The 19,241-nt window shown below is 57.0% G+C and carries 14 protein-coding genes; 7 read left to right on the top strand and 7 right to left on the bottom strand.

Features of this window, described 5'->3' with window-relative positions; genetic code table 11:
* Positions 1 to 174: 174 nt before the first annotated feature.
* The gene (locus tag TU76_RS16655; protein WP_019822583.1) at positions 175 to 933 is read right to left on the bottom strand and encodes a response regulator transcription factor; all 759 of its coding nucleotides are present in this window, start codon (positions 931 to 933) and stop codon (positions 175 to 177) included.
* The gene (locus TU76_RS16650; RefSeq protein ID WP_019822586.1) at positions 933 to 2,195 is read right to left on the bottom strand and encodes a GAF domain-containing sensor histidine kinase; all 1,263 of its coding nucleotides are present in this window, start codon (positions 2,193 to 2,195) and stop codon (positions 933 to 935) included. The genes TU76_RS16655 and TU76_RS16650 overlap by 1 nt, the downstream gene beginning before the upstream one ends.
* A gap of 276 nt (positions 2,196 to 2,471) precedes the next feature.
* On the opposite strand from TU76_RS16650, the gene TU76_RS16645 reads away from it, so the two are divergent.
* The 5 genes from TU76_RS16645 to TU76_RS16625 are packed head-to-tail and all read left to right on the top strand — an operon-like array spanning position 2,472 to position 7,865.
* Complete coding sequence (locus TU76_RS16645) at positions 2,472 to 3,494, top strand: ABC transporter substrate-binding protein (RefSeq protein WP_019822588.1); 1,023 nt, start codon at positions 2,472 to 2,474, stop codon at positions 3,492 to 3,494.
* A gap of 47 nt (positions 3,495 to 3,541) precedes the next feature.
* Positions 3,542 to 4,996: a sugar ABC transporter ATP-binding protein gene (locus tag TU76_RS16640; RefSeq protein WP_048352134.1), complete on the top strand. Its 1,455-nt coding sequence runs from the start codon at positions 3,542 to 3,544 to the stop codon at positions 4,994 to 4,996.
* The gene (locus TU76_RS16635; protein ID WP_019822590.1) at positions 4,993 to 5,979 is read left to right on the top strand and encodes an ABC transporter permease; all 987 of its coding nucleotides are present in this window, start codon (positions 4,993 to 4,995) and stop codon (positions 5,977 to 5,979) included. Before TU76_RS16640 ends, TU76_RS16635 begins: the two co-directional genes overlap by 4 nt.
* The gene (locus TU76_RS16630) at positions 5,976 to 6,938 is read left to right on the top strand and encodes an ABC transporter permease (protein WP_048352133.1); all 963 of its coding nucleotides are present in this window, start codon (positions 5,976 to 5,978) and stop codon (positions 6,936 to 6,938) included. Before TU76_RS16635 ends, TU76_RS16630 begins: the two co-directional genes overlap by 4 nt.
* Positions 6,939 to 6,953: 15 nt before the next feature.
* The gene (locus tag TU76_RS16625) at positions 6,954 to 7,865 is read left to right on the top strand and encodes an SMP-30/gluconolactonase/LRE family protein (RefSeq protein ID WP_019822594.1); all 912 of its coding nucleotides are present in this window, start codon (positions 6,954 to 6,956) and stop codon (positions 7,863 to 7,865) included.
* A 237-nt stretch (positions 7,866 to 8,102) separates the two neighbouring features.
* Here TU76_RS16625 and TU76_RS16620 read toward each other — a convergent pair whose 3' ends face one another.
* From TU76_RS16620 to araD1, 4 genes are all read right to left on the bottom strand, one after another.
* The gene (locus TU76_RS16620; protein ID WP_048352132.1) at positions 8,103 to 9,689 is read right to left on the bottom strand and encodes an aldehyde dehydrogenase (NADP(+)); all 1,587 of its coding nucleotides are present in this window, start codon (positions 9,687 to 9,689) and stop codon (positions 8,103 to 8,105) included.
* Between the two features lie 116 nt (positions 9,690 to 9,805).
* A complete protein-coding gene (locus tag TU76_RS16615) occupies positions 9,806 to 11,362 on the bottom strand; it encodes a UxaA family hydrolase (RefSeq protein ID WP_046809386.1) in 1,557 nt (518 codons plus the stop codon).
* Between the two features lie 50 nt (positions 11,363 to 11,412).
* A complete protein-coding gene (locus tag TU76_RS16610; protein ID WP_019822602.1) occupies positions 11,413 to 12,732 on the bottom strand; it encodes an MFS transporter in 1,320 nt (439 codons plus the stop codon).
* 69 nt (positions 12,733 to 12,801) lie between these two features.
* Positions 12,802 to 13,800 carry an AraD1 family protein gene (araD1, locus tag TU76_RS16605; RefSeq protein ID WP_019822604.1) on the bottom strand — a complete coding sequence of 333 codons (999 nt, stop codon included), beginning with the start codon at positions 13,798 to 13,800 and terminating at the stop codon, positions 12,802 to 12,804.
* Between the two features lie 103 nt (positions 13,801 to 13,903).
* Here araD1 and TU76_RS16600 point away from each other — a divergent pair, with 103 nt between their 5' ends.
* Both TU76_RS16600 and TU76_RS16595 read left to right on the top strand, forming a co-directional pair.
* Positions 13,904 to 14,851 carry a LysR family transcriptional regulator gene (locus tag TU76_RS16600; protein ID WP_048352131.1) on the top strand — a complete coding sequence of 316 codons (948 nt, stop codon included), beginning with the start codon at positions 13,904 to 13,906 and terminating at the stop codon, positions 14,849 to 14,851.
* 369 nt (positions 14,852 to 15,220) lie between these two features.
* Positions 15,221 to 15,400, top strand: a complete 180-nt coding sequence (locus TU76_RS16595; RefSeq protein ID WP_019822609.1) for a CsbD family protein — start codon at positions 15,221 to 15,223, stop codon at positions 15,398 to 15,400.
* Between the two features lie 189 nt (positions 15,401 to 15,589).
* Here the strand turns inward: TU76_RS16595 and TU76_RS25655 are convergent, their stop codons facing one another.
* On the bottom strand, positions 15,590 to 19,027 hold the full coding sequence (locus tag TU76_RS25655; protein ID WP_231984448.1) for an autotransporter outer membrane beta-barrel domain-containing protein: 3,438 nt from the start codon (positions 19,025 to 19,027) through the stop codon (positions 15,590 to 15,592).
* Positions 19,028 to 19,241: the final 214 nt, after the last annotated feature.

The raw sequence follows: 19,241 nt of genomic DNA, 5'->3' as shown, positions 1-19,241 counted from the left end.
GAAAAGTGCGCTGGGTTAACCGGGCCACTCGGTGGCACCTGACAAACCACGGGGGATCACTTTGGCTGCCCAGCCAAATCAAAGTCATCAATGCAATGGTTCTCAACCAAGGCAGAGAGGTTGAGCCCCTGATCCGGTGTGCAATCCGGCCTCAGGACTCAGCCGGAAAACCCCTCAGGAAGAGTGGCGGGCAGGCATTTGGTAGACGTGCCGGGGATCGCTGAGCCATTGTTGTAATTCCGTTTCGGCTTGTTCCATCGCATTGCGATTAAGCAACTTTCGCATCAATGCGATGCTGACCGCACGGGCTCTGAGATTGTATGTATAGCTACCCAGATGGCCATCGGTCGGTTGATAGACACCGAGCTTTTCGTACAACTGCTGCAATCGATTTTGGACGCTGCGCAATGAAAGGCAGCGTCGACTGGCTATGGCACGGTCTGTAAGTCCCAAAGCGATGTCTTGCAGGACTTCATACTCTGTGTCCGTCAGGCCAAGCACCTGGTCTTGCGACTTTTGCTGCACGCCGCGTATCTCGCGATCAATGACGCATTGTTGCTCAATGAAAAGACTGCGCAGCGCAAGGCGCAAGCGCTCCTCCGAGGCGGTCTTGAGCACATAGCCGTAAGCCGCACCCTCAGGAACGATACGCGAGATGCCTCGCACATAGGCTTCATCAGCATAATTGGACCAGAACAGAATCGATGTATCGGGCCGGTCTCGCCAGATCGTCTTGGCAGCCTCGACCCCGGTGCGTCTAGGCATCTGCAGATCCATGACCACCGCCGTGACGCCATACTCATGGGCCAGACGCTCTCCTGCCAGCCCGTCCTCGGCTTCCAGCAACCGGGTGCATTCAGGCAGCGCCAGTTCTATAACTTCCTTGAGAAATGCGCGATGAACGGGGTCATCTTCAATCAACAAGACATCCATCAAACGGTTTGCTCCGGTTCAATGTGAGGGACGGGCAGGGGCAGACTTATACAGACGTGTGTTCCCTTGCCTTGCGGACCGGTCTCGATCTGCAGTTGGGCGTTGAGCAAGCGAGCGCGGATTTTCATGTTCTGTATACCGCCGCAGTTCAGCAGATTATCCCGGTCAAGTCCCAGGCCATCATCGACGATGGAAAGCTGCAGGCGGTTCCCGGCCCGGCTGATCTCGATGTCGATGGAATCCGGATATGCGTGTTTGATAGCGTTGTTAACCGCTTCCTGGATGATGCGGAACAGGGCAATTTTCTGCGGCTCTGCAAGCTTGTTTGCTAACCCGCCTGTGGTGTCACGCAGGCAAGTGGCAATGCTCAGGCCACTGTTGCGCACACTGCGCAACAACAAATCCTCTACGCCTTCTTCCAGGCCGAAAAGCTGGAGCACTGTGGGTTTGACCGCATCAATGATAAGGCGCAGCTCCTGCATGCTCTCGTGCAACGCGTCACTGACGGGTTTCAGGTCATTACCCGACAGCGTATCCACAGTCATCAGGCGAGCGATCCGGCGGTGCAGGCGCGTCATGTCGGCCAGCGTCTGGTCGTGTAAATCCATGCCAATGCGCTGCCGTTCGTTTTCCAGCTCCTCGGTCAAGCGCAGGGCCCCCAGGCGCAAGCCCTCTTCTCGGGCGCGAATCTGGGTTTCGGCGATCGCCAGTCTTTTTGCTTGATCGGTCTGGCGTAGTGCGTAGAGGTAGGACGCCAGCAGATCGGCGACATGCTGGGTATGGTGCACGTCTTCCAGGGTGTAGTAATCGGCTGCATGTTTGGAACAGCTCAATGCCCCGATAATTTCACCTCGCGCCCGCAACGGCACGTGAAGTCTGCTACGCAGTTCCGCATCGAAAATGGGCGTGTTGAACGCGCCGGCAAACTGATAGCGGGGGTCAGTCGTAGCGTCTTTACTGAGGATGTACGGTTCCTCTCCCAACAGCAGGGCACGGATCGGACTTTCCACGATCGGCAGCGGGTGATTGGCAAAGTTGCTCCATGCGGTGTGTAACCCCGTTTCATAAGCATGCAGATGGTTTTCTCCATCCAGCAACAGCAAGCTGACGTCCAGGTGATCATGGGGCAGGATAATGCGAATTTCCTCGGAAATTGCGTCGATCATCGACTGGAAGTCCAACTGACCCGCGAGGGCCCTGGAGATGCCGAGAAAGTGATGGAGGACATCCTCCGCATGGATGCTGGGTCGTTTCACGGTCATGCACCTTTTATTTTTGTAGCCCTACCATACCCGCTATCAATGATCGCGGGCATCCCTCTGCGCGGGCGATCAGGTGACCTGATTGAAGAATTGCGAAGGCTCGCAGGCAAATTGCGTGATCCCGCATATTTGGTGCGGTGTCGCGCCGCATATCTGCATTGATGTGCGCAGACGCTGGCAGTGAGACGGCGCAGACTGAAATCGAACTTGCGTAAAACGGTGAGCACGCATCCATTGAGCCGCCCGAACCCCAAAAACAATAACAAAGGTCAATCCATGAAAATTCGCCCGTTGCGATGCCTGTTTCTATCAAGCGCGCTGTTGCTTTCTCCCTTCATGCAGGTGCAGGCCGATACGGCCGATAAAACCATCGCCTTGTCCAATAACTACGCGGGTAATTCCTGGCGTCAGAATATGCTTGGCAGCTGGAAGCAAACCACCGACGACGCTGTGAAAAAAGGCGTTATCGCTTCTGCAGACGCCTTCACAACCGGTGAAAATCAGGCCACCGAGCAAGCGGCACAAATCCAGAACCTCATCCTTCAGGGTTACAGCGCCATCGTCATCAACGCAGCGTCGCCGACCGCTCTAAATGGTGCCGTCAAGCAGGCCTGCGATGCGGGCATTATCGTCGTGTCCTTCGATGGCATCGTCACCGAACCCTGTGCCTATCGCATCTCCATGGACTTTAAACAAAGCGGTCTTGACCAGATGGATTATCTGGCCAAACGCTTCCCGAATGGTGCAAACATACTGGAGATTCGCGGGCTGGCAGGCGTCTCGGTGGATGAGCAGATCCATTCCGGGATCGTTGCGGGTGCGCAAAAGTATCCCAACCTGAAAATCGTTGGTTCGGTCAACGGTAACTGGTCACAGACTGCCGCGCAGAAAGCGGTGGCGGGTATTTTGCCTAGCCTGCCAAATATTGATGCCTTGGTGACCCAAGGGGATGACGGTTACGGCGCGGCTCAGGCGTTCATGTCCGCTGGACGCCCGACGCCGACGATTATCTTTGGTAATCGCGAGGAAGAGTTGTCGTGGTGGAAGAAGCAGAAAGACGCCAACGGCTACGAGAGCTTTTCGATTTCCAGCGCTCCGAGCATCTCCAGTCTGGCGTTCTGGGTAGCCCAGCAATTGCTTGATGGCAAGCAAATGCCCCATGACTTGTTGTCGCCAGCAGTCAGCGTGACTCAGGACTCACTGGAGCCTGCACTCAAGGGCCTTGAGAAGGGCGGGATTGTCAGTCAGGTCTATAGCGTCGATGACGTCGCCACTCTGACAAGCCCATCCGCTCATTGACCAGCGTGTGCCGCGTCTATGTGCGCGGCAATGCCGAGGAAAATGTCATGTCTGACTTTCAACGAGCGCTGGTAACCTTCCAAGGTGTCGGCAAATCGTTTGGCGCTGTTCGTGCCCTGAGTGACGTCGACCTGAGTGTTCAGGCCGGAGAGTGCTTGGGGTTGATCGGCCATAACGGCGCGGGTAAATCCACCCTGATGCAGGTTTTGGCCGGCACTCTTTTTGCCGACTGCGGTGCACTGCTGGTCGGCGACCAGGAAGTACGCTCCAGCTATGGCGTGCAGATGGCACGCCAGCACGGGATTCGCTGTGTGTTTCAGGAACTGTCGTTGTGCCCCAACCTCAGCGTGGCCGAAAACACTCGGCTGATGTCACCGGCTATTCGTGGCTGGGGCTGGCGACGTAAAGCCAAGGCATTGATCGAAGCCAGTCTTGATCAGATTTTTCCGGGCCATGATATTCGTGGCGACGACATCGTTGCGCAGCTGCCGATCGGCAAACGCCAGATGGTCGAAATTGCCCGTGCATTCGTGCGTGTGGATGAGCGCCTGGACTTGGTGATCCTCGATGAACCCACGTCTTCTCTGGATTCACGGGTTGCCGAACAACTCCTGCAATTTGTCCGGCGCTTTGTCTGCACTGGCGGCAGCATCGTGCTGATTAGCCACATTCTTGGGGAGATGCTGGACACCTGTGACCGCATTACCGTGATGCGTGACGGACGTGTGGTAGAGATTCGCCCCGCGGCGAATTTTACCCACGCGTCCCTGGTGGAATGCATGGGGAGCGCCGCAAAGGCGGCTTGCGAACAGCACGTTTTTGTCTCGCGACGCGCCCATGGTTCTCCCGTCGTGACTCAACGTCCGGCCCGTCAAGCCAATGCAATGACAGTCAATGCGCATCCAGGCGAAATCGTCGGTCTCACAGGGCTGGCAGGACATGGCCAAAGCCAGTTACTCATTCAGATACTGCGTCAATGTATTGCCAGCGGGCAGGGCGCCGCGCTAGTGGCCGGGGATCGACAAAATGACGGTGTGTTTGCGATGTGGTCTATCGCCGAGAACATCACGATCAGTTCGTTGGCCCATTTGAAACGCGGTGCCCTGATCGATCCGGACGCAGAGCATGCCTTGGCCGAAGAATGGCAAAAACGCATGGGAATCCGCACCCCGGATATGCGCAACCCCATTCTTTCGCTGTCGGGCGGTAATCAGCAAAAAGCACTGTTCGCCCGCGCATTAGCATCGCGCAGCGATCTGATCCTGATGGATGATCCCATGCGTGGCGTTGATGTCGGCACCAAGCGCGAGGTGTACTCGATCATCGCTCAGGAGGCGGCCAAAGGGCGCACCTTCATCTGGTACACCACCGAGTTGGAGGAGCTCGATTACTGTGACCACATCTATGTGTTTCGTGATGGTCAGGCAGTCCTTGACCTGCCACGCAGCCAACTAAGCGAGGAGCAGATTCTTCGCTGCTCCTTTGTGGAGCAAACGGCATGAATGCATCTACCTCACTACCCCTGAAAGGCGCTGCGGTCAAATCGTCCGGATTGAACTATGCACGCCTGCTGCGCAGTGCTTTACCCGGGGTTTCACTCGCGGTGCTGCTGATCACCATTTTCATTATGCAGCCCAGGGCCATGAGTTACATGGGCATGAACCTGATGCTCAACCTGGCGGTGCCGATCGCCTTGGCGACCGTCGCCCAGATGCTGATCATCACCGTCAACGATCTTGACCTGTCACTGGGCAGTTTTATCAGCTTCGTCGCGTGCGTAGCGGCAACGTTGCTGGACCAGCACCCTGTACTTGGCTGCCTGGTGTTGCTCGGATGCATTGCGGTGTACGCGTTGCTGGGGGCGCTGATTCATATACGTAACTTGCCCTCCATCGTCGTAACTCTCGGCATGTCGTTCGTGTGGATGGGCGCTGCTGTGCTGCTGTTGCCAGCGCCGGGCGGCAGTGCGCCTGAATGGCTGCAGAGCCTGGTTCGCATCAAGACACCGTTGCTGCCTTTCGCGATCATTGTCTGTGTGGTGCTGGCGATTGCCGTACATGTGTTTTTGATGCGCTCGACGCTGGGTGTTGTGTTGCGGGGGGCGGGTGGAAATCCGCTGGCCATTGCGAAGGCGGGCTGGTCGCTGCTGCGCATCAAGATAACCATGTATGCGCTGGCCGGTACGTTCGGGGTCTTCGCTGGCCTGTTTTTGGTTGGCCTGACCACCTCTGCGGACGCAAGCATCGCGCTGCGTTACACCTTGCTGTCCATCGCGGGGGTAATCCTCGGTGGCGGTGAGTTTGTCGGCGGCCGTGTCTCGCCCACCGGCGCAGTTCTGGGAGCCCTGACACTGGTGCTTGCAGGCTCGCTGCTGTCCTTTATGCGCATTTCGCCAGACTGGCAGATCGGTGCCCAGGGCGCGATTCTGATTTTCGTCCTCGCCTTGCGTATGTCCGTCAACCGTCTTGAGGCTCGCCCACTATGAAGCGTGTTCCGTTACTCACCACGGTCATGGGCAAGCCCTGGCTATGGTCGTTCCTGGCCGCCTTGCTGATATGGATCGCAACCATTGCCTTCACCGGGGGCCAAGGTGCCGGTTCGCTGTTGTCGGGCTCACTGAGCTTCTCGGCGTTCTTCGTGATAGTCGGTATCGGCCAGATGTTTGTGATTACCACTGGCCCGGGCAACATCGATTTGTCGATTCCAGCCAATATCGCACTCAGCGGGGCCATTGGCATGAAGTTGATGGACGGCCAGCCGGGTTTGATCTGGTTGGGCGTTGTGGGTGTATTGGGGGCCGGTATGCTGATCGGTTGCGCCAACTACGCCTTGATCCGAGTGCTTCGCATACCGCCGATTATTGCCACGCTGTCCGCTAGCTTCCTGTTGCAGTCAATGGCGATTGCCTACGGTCGCAGCATTCGGATCCAGCCACCTGAAATGTTCTACCAATTCTGCACCGGGAACATCTGGGGCGTACCGTTCCTGGCGATCAGCGTCGTGCTGTTGGCAGTCATTATGGGCTACGTGCTGACACGCAGCATCTACGGCCGCTGGACGATCGCCATCGGCCAGAACGCCCGTGCTGCGGAGCTCGCCGGCGGCCATGTCAACCTGATCCGCTTCGCGACCTACGTTCTGAGTGCGGTCTTTGCCAGCCTCTGCGGCCTTCTGCTGGCCGGTTTTTCCGGTGGGGCTTCGTTGAGCATGGGCGAGGAGTATCTGCTGGCCTCGATTGCAGTCGTGGTGATCGGCGGGACCTCAGTGGCGGGTGGATTTTCCAACGTGCCAGGCATCTGGGGGGCGGCGCTGTTTCTCTATCTGCTGGTAAGCATGCTCAACACCTTTGGCGCCAGCGCCGGGGTGCGATTGATCCTTACCGGCCTGATCATCATTGCGGTCATCACCGCCGTCAGTGGCCGCAAATCGGCACGCACTGCCTGAATAAAGGATATTTCCATGTTCGAACCTCACTATGTATACCTCGATGAACGCTTCCGCGCATTGACACTGCCCAACACTCAACTCGAGCAGCTCTATAACCAATGCCGCTGGGCCGAGGGGCCGGTCTGGTTTAACGACGGTGGTTACCTCTTGTGGAGTGATATTCCCAACCAGCGTATTTTGCGCTGGACGCCAGAGCAGGGCGTGTCGGTGTTTCGTCAAGACTCCAACTTCGCCAACGGGAATACCCGAGATCTTCAGGGCCGACTGGTCACCTGTGAACACGGCCCACGCCGCGTGACCCGCACTGAGCCGGACGGGTCGATCACGGTGATCGCGGATCGTTACCAGGGCAAACGCCTGAACTCACCGAACGACGTGGTGGTTCACCGTGACGGTGCCATCTGGTTTACTGACCCGACCTACGGAATCCTCACTGATTACGAAGGCTTCAAGGCTGAGCAGGAGCAGCAAAGCCAGAATGTTTATCGGGTCGATCCGATTTCGGGTGAAGTCCAATGCGTGGCGGATGATTTCGTTCAGCCTAACGGCCTGGCCTTTTCGGCCGATGGCAATACTCTGTACATTGCCGACTCGGCACGCACACATGACCTCGCAGCCCCACATCACATTCGAGCGCTGGAGGTGATCAACCATTGTCGTTTAGGTCGTTCGCGGGTGTTCGCCGAGATCGAACCAGGGATCCCCGATGGCTTGCGCGTCGATGTACAAGGGAACGTCTGGACGAGCGCGGGGGACGGGATTCAATGCTTTGCTCCTGACGGCACATTACTGGGCAAGATCCTGCTACCGGAGAAAGTCGCCAACCTCACGTTCGGCGGGCCACGTCGCAACCGTTTGTTTATCACCGCCAATACGTCGCTCTACATGATCCATGTGGCGGTGGCGGGCGCGCAGATGCCGTGAAGTTGATCGCTCCCAGACACTAAACAAACTGAGTTGCATCGGTATAAAAAAACCGCCCGAATGGGGCGGTTTTGCTCACTTGAGAGCAACGCTGCTCAAGTGTGGGAGCGGGCTTGCTCGCGATGCTCTTCAGGGCGCCGCATTGACTTAGTCAATACGCGTCACCGTTAGCGACCATCGCGAGCAAGCCCGCTCCCACAGAGGCAGAAATCGCTTAAGTGAACAGCATTGCTTTATTTAATGATCCAGCGCGCCGGCCGTATGTTTTCCATCGACCAAACGCTGGATGCCCAGTGGATTGGCGTCTTTCAGGGCTTCGGGCAAAAGGGCGTCCGGGTAGTTCTGGAAGCAGACCGGGCGCAGGAAGCGATCAATCGCCAATGTGCCCACCGATGTGCCGCGCGCATCAGAGGTTGCCGGGTACGGCCCGCCATGAACCATGGTGTCAGTGACTTCCACACCCGTGGGATAGCCGTTCAACAGGATCCGTCCGACCTTTTCTTGCAACAACTCGGTCAACCCGCTGTATTCGAGCAGCTCATCCGCTTCACCGAGGACGGTGGCCGTCAACTGCCCGCGCAGGCCATTGAGCGCTGCGACCAGTTGCGCCTGGTCAGCGACTTCAATAACGATCGTGGCCGGCCCGAATACTTCTTCCTGGAGCAGTTCGTCACCGTTGAGCAGCAAGCTGGCGTCGGCTTTGAACAATTGCGGTTGAGCCTGCTTACCCTGTTGCGGACTTCCCGCCAGGTGTTCCACTCCCGGATGACCGTGCAGATGTTGTAGCCCTTTGCTATAGCTGGCCAAGGCTGCGACGTTGAGCATGGTCTGCGCCGGTTGATCATTCATGTGCGCAGTGAAACGTTGTAAAAACGCCGTAAAATCAGCCGACTGCACGCCGATGATTAGCCCGGGATTGGTGCAAAACTGCCCGCACCCCAAGGTCACGGAGCCCGCGAGCTCGTGGGCGATGGTTTCGCCACGCACCTTAAGAGCCTGGGGAAGAATGATCACCGGGTTGATGCTCGACATCTCGGCGAATACCGGAATCGGCTGGGGACGCTGTGCAGCCATCTTGCACAAGGCGTTGCCACCTTTGAGAGAGCCGGTGAACCCCACGGCTTGAATAGATGGATGCTTTACCAACCATTCACCGACGCCCGCGCCATAGATCATGTTGAACACACCGCTGGGCATACCGGTACGCTTCGCTGCACGCATGATGGCGTCCGCGACCCATTCGGCGGTAGCCATGTGGCCGCTATGTGCTTTGAACACTACCGGGCAGCCAGCGGCCAAGGCAGAGGCGGTGTCGCCACCGGCCGTGGAAAACGCCAGTGGAAAGTTGCTCGCGCCGAACACGGCGACCGGACCCACGGCAATCCGAAACTGCCGCAAATCGGGGCGGGGCAGGGGTTTACGATCCGGCAGGGCCCGATCAATGCGCGCCCCGTAAAAGTCACCGCGACGCAGCACCTTGGCGAACAGACGTATTTGCCCGCTGGTGCGGCCACGCTCGCCCTGGATACGCCCGGCAGGCAACGCTGTCTCACGGCAGACGGTGCTGACGAAGTCGTCGCCCAAGGCATCCAGTTCGTCAGCGATAGCATCCAGAAACTCCGCCCGGCGGGATGCAGGTAAATTGCGATAAATCGGGCAGGCGTCGCTGGCCGCTTTGGCTGCAGCGTCGACTTCATCTTGCGTGGCCTGTATGAAATGGCCTGGTAGTGCTTCGCCTGTTGTTGCATCGAAACTTTGCAGATACACATTACCCGCGCCGAGTCGCTGACCACCGATGTAGTTCTGACCGAGAATCTGAGTCATGTCAGGCTTCCTGATTGGATGATTAAAGAAACTTCTAGGCTCGACACCCAATAAAAGAAGCGGCTCCACATCGTGCTGGACGACGGGAGCCGGAGTGTCGAAGTGAATGAAAGGTCTTAAGTGATCGCACCGATCTGCCAAGGCACGAACTCGTTCTGGCCGTAACCGTGCTGTTCGCTTTTGCTTTTGTCACCCGAGGCGATACGCAGCATCATGCGAAAAATGTATTCGCCGCGCTCCTCAATGGTCATGGTGCCGTCGGCAATCCCGCCGCAGTTGACGTCCATGTCTTCTTCCTGGGTTTCCCAAAGGCGGCTGTTAGTGGCGAGCTTGATGGACGGCGAGGGCGCACACCCATAAGCAGACCCGCGACCCGTAGTAAAGGCAATCAGATTGGCCCCGCCAGCGACTTGGCCGGTTGCAGAGATAGGGTCGTAGCCGGGGGTGTCCATGAACACCAGGCCGTGTGCCCGGACTGTTTCAGCGTATTCGTAGACATCCACAAGATCGGTGGAGCCTGCCTTGGCTACAGCCCCCAGAGATTTCTCCAGAATGGTTGTCAAACCTCCCGCTTTGTTGCCCGCTGAAGGATTGTTGTTCAGTTCGGCATCCATGCGTTTGCAATAAGCTTCCCACCAATGAATGCGTGCAATGAGCTTTTCACCGACTTTCTGGCTGATGGCGCGACGGGTCAGCAAGTGCTCGGCGCCGTAGACCTCCGGCGTTTCCGACAGAATAGCTGTGCCGCCGGCCGCTATCAGGCGATCGACTGCATTACCCAATGCAGGATTGGCAGTGATGCCCGAGTAACCGTCCGAGCCACCACATTGCAGACCGATGATCAGATGCTTGGCGCTGACGGGTTCGCGTTTGACTTTGTTGGCTTCTGCCAGCAGTGACTTGACTTGCGCGATGCCACTGGCAATGGTTTTGGACGTGCCACCCGTGCCCTGAATAGTGAAAGTGCGCAGCGAATCGCTGCTTGTCAGACCCTGGGCCGCCAGCAGATCTGGGATCTGGTTGGTCTCGCACCCCAGCCCGATCAAGAGTACCGAGGCAAAGTTCGGGTGAACCGCATAACCGCCCAGAGTCCTGCGCAGCATTGCCAGTGCTTCGCCGCCGGGGTCGACGGCGCAGCCCACACCGTGGGTGAGTGCAACGACACCGTCGACGTTGGGGTATTCAATCAATGCCTCAGGGTGAATGTCGCGGCGAAAATAGTCGGCAATCGCCCGTGCCACTGTGGCCGAGCAATTGACCGACGTCAGAATGCCGATGTAGTTGCGCGTAGCCACTCGACCATCGGAGCGTACGATGCCCATGAACGTTTCCGCCGTGGGCGCGGGGCTGCCTTTGGCATCGATGCCGAATGCATAGTCCCGAGAGAAATCGCCCATCGCCACGTTGTGGACGTGCACGTGTTGCCCCGCCTCGATGGGCTGGCTCGCAAAGCCAATAATCTGGCCGTAGCGCCGAACCGGTTGGCCCACGTCGATATGACGCGCAGCGACCTTGTGGCCGGAGGGTACGGGCTCAAGCACCTGAATGCCTTCGGCTTTGAGTTCAAGGCCTTTGATCAGCGGTTGCCGCGCGATCAATACATCGTCCAGCACGTTGAGTCTGATCACGGCGTTGGCAGCGGTTTCACTGCCTGTTGTAGTTATGAGTTGCATGACAGTTCCCTCGGTTTTTCAGGTAGCGCAACGGAATCGGACAGAGCAGGTCAAGCCAATCCACGCTCGCGATAATCAATCAGGCTGGAGAACAGCATTAGCCCTGACGCCATGACGACAAAGAAGATCAGCGCCAGGAAGTATGAACCGGTGTATTGCACGATCAGACCGATCAGGATCGGCACGATCACCCCGACCATATTGCCGCAGAAGTTCATGCTCCCGCCCAACACACCCGCTTTGGACTGACCACCGAGGATGGCTGGCAAACACCAGTACATGCCGCACCAGCGAATGAAAAACAGGGCTACACACAGCAGCGAAATAACAACGACTGCATCACCGCTGTAAGCCACGGCGAGAATACAGATGGCGGCTATCGCTGCGGAGCCTGCAAACATGCTACGCATGACAGTGTTGGGTTGACCGCCTGCAGCCTTCCATTTATCGGACAGCCAGCCGCCAAACAGCTCACCAATGAACCCACACATAAAGATCAGGAAGGTAGCGCCGCCCATGGCCTTGATGTCCAGGTTGTGGGCTTTGTGCAAGTAGCTCGGCATCCAGGTCAGCAGGCCGTAGAACACGCTGTTGTAGCAAGCGTAGCCCGCGAACATTGCCAGTACCGAACGGCTCTTGAGCAGTTCCTTGAGGATCGCCTTACGCCCACCCGTGGCTTTCCTGGCGGCTTCATTGGCATCAGTGATGTAAGCCAGCTCTGCAGCATTCACTTTAGGATGTTCGCTTGGATGGTTCCTGATGTACCACCAAGCCCAGATGCCTACGACCATGGTGCCAACACCCGCGATTACGAATGCGATACGCCAGGAGTCAAACCAGGTGATCAAGCCTGCGATGAGGATGGCCCCCAGTGCAGTCCCCAGAGGGGCGCCGCCATCGACGAGCGTTGCGCCGCGACCGCGTTCATTGGGCGTAAGCCAGGCACCGTTGAGCTTGGCTCCGGCCGGCATGATCGGCGACTCTGCAACACCCAGGCCGATCCGTGTAATGAGCAAAGTGATCCAGTTGTGCGCGCCGCCGGCCAAGGCCTGAAAGAGCCCCCAGCCAACGGTGGCAATGCCAACGATGTTGCGGGTCTGAAAACGGTCGAGCAGCATGCCGCCAGGGATCTGCATCAGCGCGTAAGACCAGAAGAACGCACTCAGCATCAAACCTTCCAGTGCCGGCGTCATGTTGAAATCAGCAGAAATCAGTGGCAGTGCAACTGACAGCGAAGCCCGGTCGATGTAATTGATGGCCGATAGCAGTAGCAGAAGCAGGAAAATCCTCCAACGCACAGTGGTTGGACGGGCGTTTTCGGCGCCAGTCGATGCAGTAGCCGTGACGACCTGTACATTGCCAGTGGTCATGTTCATCTCACTCTTATGTTTATTATGAAATGCATCCTTTCCTAACGGCCCGGTTAAGGGCCTGATCCGTCACAGCGATTTAATTTCTCCGATGCTGAACGCTGCGGCGGCAACTTCGATGGTGTTGCACAGCGGTGCTCCAAACTCGCTCATGCTGACTTCGAAACGATCGCCCGGTTGAGTCTTGATATTGTCTGCGACCGAGAGGGTGGCAGTGCCGAAGAAGTGCACATGCACATCCCCAGGGCGCAAGAACTGGGTGTACTTGAAGTGGTGGTACTCAAGGTTCTCCAGGCTGTGGCACATATTGTCTTCGCCACTTAGGAACTCTTTTTCCCAGAGTACCTGGCCGTCGCGCCAAATCCGGCTGGTGCCGGCCAGGTGCCGGGGCAGTACACCGACGCGAAGCTCGGGCCCATAGGAGCAGTTACGCAGTTTGGAATGTGCCAGATACAGGTAATTGCGACGTTCCATGACATGGTCTGAGAATTCGTTGCCCAGGGCGAAGCCAACGCGGTATGGCTTGCCGTCTTCGCCAATTACGTAGAGGCCAGTCAGCTCTGGTTCTTCACCGGCATCTTCCGCAAAGTCCGGGGACTGGAAAGCCTGGTTCGGCCGTACCACAATCGAACCGTCGCCCTTGTAGAACCACTCAGGCTGAGCTCCCACCTTGCCCGCGGCGGGACGGCCGCCGTCGATACCCCACTGGAACATCCGAGCGGTGTCGGTTAGCGTGGCCTGATCGTCGACATTTTTCTGGTGCATCTTGTCGCGAGTCGAAGCGCTGCCCAGGTGGGTCAAGCCAGTACCGCTGATGAGGCAGTGGGCCGGGTCTTCATGGTCGAGTGGCGCAAGCACTCGGCCAGACTCCAAAAGCCCGGTATAACCCTCGGGGCCGAGTGCGGTGCCCATGGCCTTTACTTCTTGCAGCAAGCTGCGTCCATTGGCAATGGCCGCGAGGGCGAGGGCACGTGTACTGGATATACCATTGACCTGTTGAATCGAGTCGCCCTCAACTACGCCTACACGTCGCTGGCCTGTAGAGTCTTCAAATTGGATTAAACGCATGGTGGGGTCTCGGCTTGTTGTTATCGTTGGGGCCACTTTAAATTTCCAGGCTGTTGCTGCCTAATGAGAGTTACGACCCAAGCGATAACTTTCAGGTATACCCATGCTTCCGTCCTTCTCATCCATCGTTTCTCGCCTGCGGCTCAAGCAACTGCGCTTATTGATTGCCCTCGACGAGCATGGCTCGGTGCGCAAGGCTTCCGAGATCATGGCGTTGTCTCAACCGGGCGCAACCAAGGCATTGCAGGAAATCGAAACAATCTTCGGTTCAAGCCTCTTCGAGCGCACGAGCAAGGGCCTGGAAGCCAACGACCTTGGCCGCTGTGTGATTCGTTATGCCCGCTTGATACACACCGACCTCGAGCATCTTCGTGAAGAAATGGTCGGCATTCTGAAAGGACACGGTGGACGCCTGACGGTAGGTACCATCATGGGCGCCGTACCGGCGCTGGTTGATAGCCTGGCGCGCCTGCGCGAGAAACAGCCGGAGCTGTCGATTGCCATAGTTGAGGACACCAGTTCGCGATTGTTGAGCTTGTTGGACCAGGGGCGGCTGGATGTAGCGATCTGTCGAATCAGCGTAAGCACACGTCCGACCGCGTATCAAACCCGCTTCCGCGCACAGGAGCCACTGGTAGTGGTGGCTAACCCGGGGCATCGACTGGCAAGCGTGGCATCGCTGCAGCTCGCTGACCTGATGGACAGTCGCTGGGTAGTATTCCCGGTCAATATGCCCATGCGCCTGACGTTAGAGCGTGAATTTCGCCAATTGGGATTAAGTTTTCCGCTCTACGCAATCGAAACCTCTTCGACTTTTACGACTTTGTCACTGTTGCTGAAAGACCCTGACTTGGTTGCCGTTATGCCTAACGATGTCGCTCAGATGGCTCTGGATCACGGTATGTTGGTCAAACTGGCGCTGACCATTCAATCGACTAGCGAGCCCTATGAAATTGTCACCCGGGCGGATGTGGAGTACACAGCACCTATGGTTTTGTTGATCGATGAACTAACCGGCGCAAGCTCCAGTTCAGCATCATCTGTACCGTAGCGCGGTTTATGGCCCGGGGACGTTTCGGTAAGGGTGCTGCCCCTCACTCACACGATTTTGCAGAAGCGGTGCTTATGTTGGTCACCCGTTGCTCGCAGGTTCGAATCCCATGCGCCCTACACTGCGTAACACCCAAACAGCCGGTCTAACCCTCGGGATTAACCGGTTTTTTTGTGCTCGGGATTTAGCAAGACGCACAGGGGTTAGGTGGCATGTTCAGAGGGTTAGTCTGCTGACTCGAAGCCGATCTGATGGTTTTTGTGGTGCGCCACTGACGAGTGGTTGTCATAAAAGTGGAACTCCAACTCATCACCATCAGTCAATTTTTATGTCCAGACTGGACACCTATTTCAAACCGGGAGAAAAGCCATGAGTGGTACTTCAGACAAAATCAAAGGCCTGGCCAACGAAGCAATCGGTAATGTGAAGCAAGGTGTGGGCAAGGCCACAGGAAGTGACAAGCTGCAGGTCGAAGGGAAGATCCAGGAAAAGAAAGGTGAAGCCCAGCAAGTGGTTGGCAAGGTCAAAGACGCCGTTGACAAGAAGTAGCTCCAGGCCTTTTTTACCTTCCCTGCAATGGCTATCAGGTGGTAGCCATTGCAGTAGTTTATTCGGCACGCCGAGTGGCTACAGCAGTCTTCTGCGGTGTTAAGAGGGGGAAGCTGTAGTACTACTGACCATTTGGATTGATGCAAGATCAACCCAGGTCCAAGGCAGGAGAGGGCGTCAGGCCAGTGATCAATACTCGTAAGAGAGATTAATCGAGCCCGTCGCACCTTTACGCTCGCCAAAGAAACCTTGCACGCCCACATCGAGTTTTATGGCACTGACTGAAGCGATCGGGGTGGTCGAGACACCAACTTCCAAGATCCCGGTACTGCCGCCCAGATCGGCTCCTTTAATCGACATGTCGTAGACCTTGCCGGAGACCTTACCTTCGAACTCATGCTCGTAGGCGAGACCTGCATAGGGCGCAATGTGTTGTGTGACTGCGTAGGTGTAGCGGGTACCAGCACGCAAGCGCGAGCTGTTGTCGCGGTCAAAACTGAGTTTGTCATTGCCCACCGTGACCTTGTCAGCGTTGATGTGGCTCCAACTGTAACGGCTGTAAACATCAACAGATTGCTGATCATCAAGGTTGAAGACATAGCCGATGCCGGCCATGGCGCTGACATACTGTGACTTGGAGTTGTAGTGGCCGCGTACACCTTCGGCATCGATCAGATCATTGCTGGAAAAATCTGTTTTGACTCTACCTGCGCGCATTACAGCATCGAGGTACACGCCCTCTTTGATGCCTGCAACGGGTTTGGCATTTTTGTTGATTGAAGTGCCCGCCACATCCATATGAAAGAGGAGACCAGCACCGGTGTAACGCAAATCACCACTGCCGCGCACATCGCCATAACCCGCGAAGCTGTTGTAACTGTCGTAGTTACCTTGGCCATGATCAATAAAGGCACCAAACACTACTTGGCTGGTGTTTTGGAGTTCAAAACATTTGCGCAGGCCAAGAGCCATTTTAAAGTCGCGTATACGAATGTGGGAGCCGGTGTCATAACGGTTGGTGCCTCCATCCGTTATAAAAAACATATCGGTGACGCAGGAGCTGATGCTCTCGCGGATCATATCAGTGCCTTGATTGGTGAAGGCGAGCGCCGCTGCGCGGCCTTGCAGAAATGACTCCGATTTTGGGTTGAGCCTGCCTGCAGGTGAGGGGGGCAGTGGAGTAGTGTCGCTTTTGCTGTCGATGTTCAACACGAAGGCATCATTTTCGATGCCGAGCTGTGCATCATAAATAATAAAGTGGCCTTGCTCGACCTGGACGCTTGCAGGGCTCGAAGTTCCCTGCGCCTTATCGATCAGTATCACTTTGTCGCCTTCATTGAGGCGGTTTCCATCGCTCACCATGGCAACTGTATGCTGGGTATTGTTGAGGTCAACCTTGTCAGACCCCGTAATTTTAATCAGGGTATCTTGGTTAACGACATCTTTAGGCAATAACCAATTGTACTGTTCGAAGTTGTAGATGCCCTTAACCGAACCTCGGTAGCCATTTAGGGTAAGGGTATTGCCGCTAAACGCTCTATTGGGTTGCAGGGTGCCGTCGCCATCAGCGCTATAGCCGCCATATACCGCTCCAGCAATACTGAGCTCGGTGCCGGTGAGGGTGACGTGGTTATTTTCAGCATTGCCACCAGCGCCAGTGACACCCGCGCTGGCACCATTGGCGCGACCGCCTTGGCTATAGCCACCATAAATATCCCCGGTGAGCGATGATACGCCGCCTAACTTAATAGTGTTGCTGCTGCTGTCACCACCAGCACCGCCAATGGCGGAGGTTTGTGAAGCAGGGCCAATGAAGAATACTTCTCCCGCCGCTCCACCGGCGCTGTAGCCACCCAAGATCGAGCCGCCATTGATCCCATCGCTGCCCGTTTGGCCTGTACCGCCCGGGGCGCCAATTAAACGGACATCGCTCAGCAACAGAGTGTTACCGCTTACTGCGCCACCGTTGCCACCATTGCCACCATCCGTGGAAGCGTCGAAGCTGGAGATGGAGTACCCGCCAGCGCCGCCCTGGCTGAGACCACCGAAGATCGATCCGCCGCCGGATCCGCCGCTGCCAGTGGCTCCAATCCCTCCAACACCGACATTACCTCCACGTGCACCGTTAAGTGTGATGTTGCTGAGTGTCATGGTGATGTCAGAGATTGCGCCGCCAGAACCTCCTGCGGAGGAGGAATTGAGGTTGGAGCTGGAGATGGAATATCCGCCAGCGCCGCCCTGACTAAGGCCTCCGAAGATCGATCCGCCGCCGGCTCCGCCACTGCCCCCGGCTCCAACCCCTCCAACCCCTCCATTACCTCCAAGTACCCCGTTTAATGTGATGTTGCTGAGTGTCATGCTGATGTCAGAGATTGCGCCGCCAGAACCTCCTGCGGAGGAGGTGTTGAAGAAGGAGTATGTGGAGCCGCCAGCGCCACCCTGGCTGAGGCCACCAAAGATAGATCCGCCGCCGGCACCGCCAATGCCGCTAGCGGATCCACTACTATTCCCGGCATTTCCTCCAAGGGCGCCGTTAAGAGTGACATTGCTGAGTGTCATGGTGATGTCAGAGATCGTGCCGCCAGAACCTCCTGCGGAGGAGGAGTCGGAGTTGGAGTTGGAATCGGAGAACCCGCCAGCGCCGCCTTGGCTAAGGCCACCGAAGATCGATCCGCCGCCGGCTCCGCCGTTGCCACTGGCGCCAAAATTGTAATCCGCATTACCACCAGCCCCTCCACGTGCACCGTTTAGTGTGATGTCGCTGAGTGTCATGGTGATGCCAGAGATGGCGCCGCCAAAACCTCCTGCGGAGGAGGAGAGGGCTGTAGTGGTGGAAAAGGAGAGTCCGCCTGCGCCTCCTTGGCTAAGCCCGGCAAAGATCGAACCGCCGCCAACTCCGCCGCTGCCGCTGGCTCCATCACTGTTACCGCCACTACCTCCGTTACCCCCAAGTGCACCGTTTAGTGTGATGTTGCTGAGGGTCATGGTCATATCAGAGATTGCGCCGCCAGAACCACCTGCGGAGAAGGAGACAGCGCTGGGGTTAGTGGCGTCGTCGGAGAATCCACCAGCGCCGCCTTGGCTAAGGCCACCGAAGATCGATCCTCCGCCGGCACCGCCCTGACCACCACCGCCGCCGCTAAGACCACCACCATTATCGGCACCACCGCTGCCACCGTTACCGGCATCTGTGCCGGCCAGGGAGATATTGACCGCGTTGCTTTGACTGATGGTTTTGCCGGCAATATCCCCGCCGTTACCGCCATTAGAATCTGTTGTTGACGTTCCGCCTGCGCCGCCCTGGCTGAAAGCGCCAAACGCGGAACCGCCGCCAGCGCCACCATTTCCGCCGCCGCCTTGAGCATTGGTAGCATCTTGGCCATCTGAGCCATCACTTACGGAACCAAGGTCTTGGGTAAGGTCTAGTGTGTTCTGGTTGAGAAAATCCGCACCATTACCGCCATTGGCTAAAGCTCCCGAGGTACCGGGGGCTCCACTATTGAATTCGTTAGGGCTAGTCGTTATGTCGCCATTGGCGCCAGCTGCGCCGCCCGCCGCCCAAACGTTAGCGCTGTACATAAGGCTTGCGCAGATTGCCAGTGCAAGTGGTGTTAAACGCAAATCCATGTGTGAACTATCCCAGAGGTTCTAGCCCAATGCCCATAACGAAGCACCGAGCAGGGCAAATAGGGGGTTTGGGCTGGTATTCGATGGTGATTCCTTCATTTCCCTAAACGAGCGTAGTCACTCATCTCAGTTTGGCTAGCAGGGCGGGTAGGGGGTTAAGGCGAATTCAGCCAGCCGGCTTCAATGACGCACGCTTTGGCAGTCTCTGGCTGAG

It is taken from the genome of Pseudomonas psychrophila, assembly GCF_001043005.1.
In the GTDB taxonomy this organism is placed as follows: Bacteria; Pseudomonadota; Gammaproteobacteria; order Pseudomonadales; family Pseudomonadaceae; genus Aquipseudomonas; species Aquipseudomonas psychrophila.
This window is presented reverse-complemented; position numbering and strand designations above follow the sequence as displayed.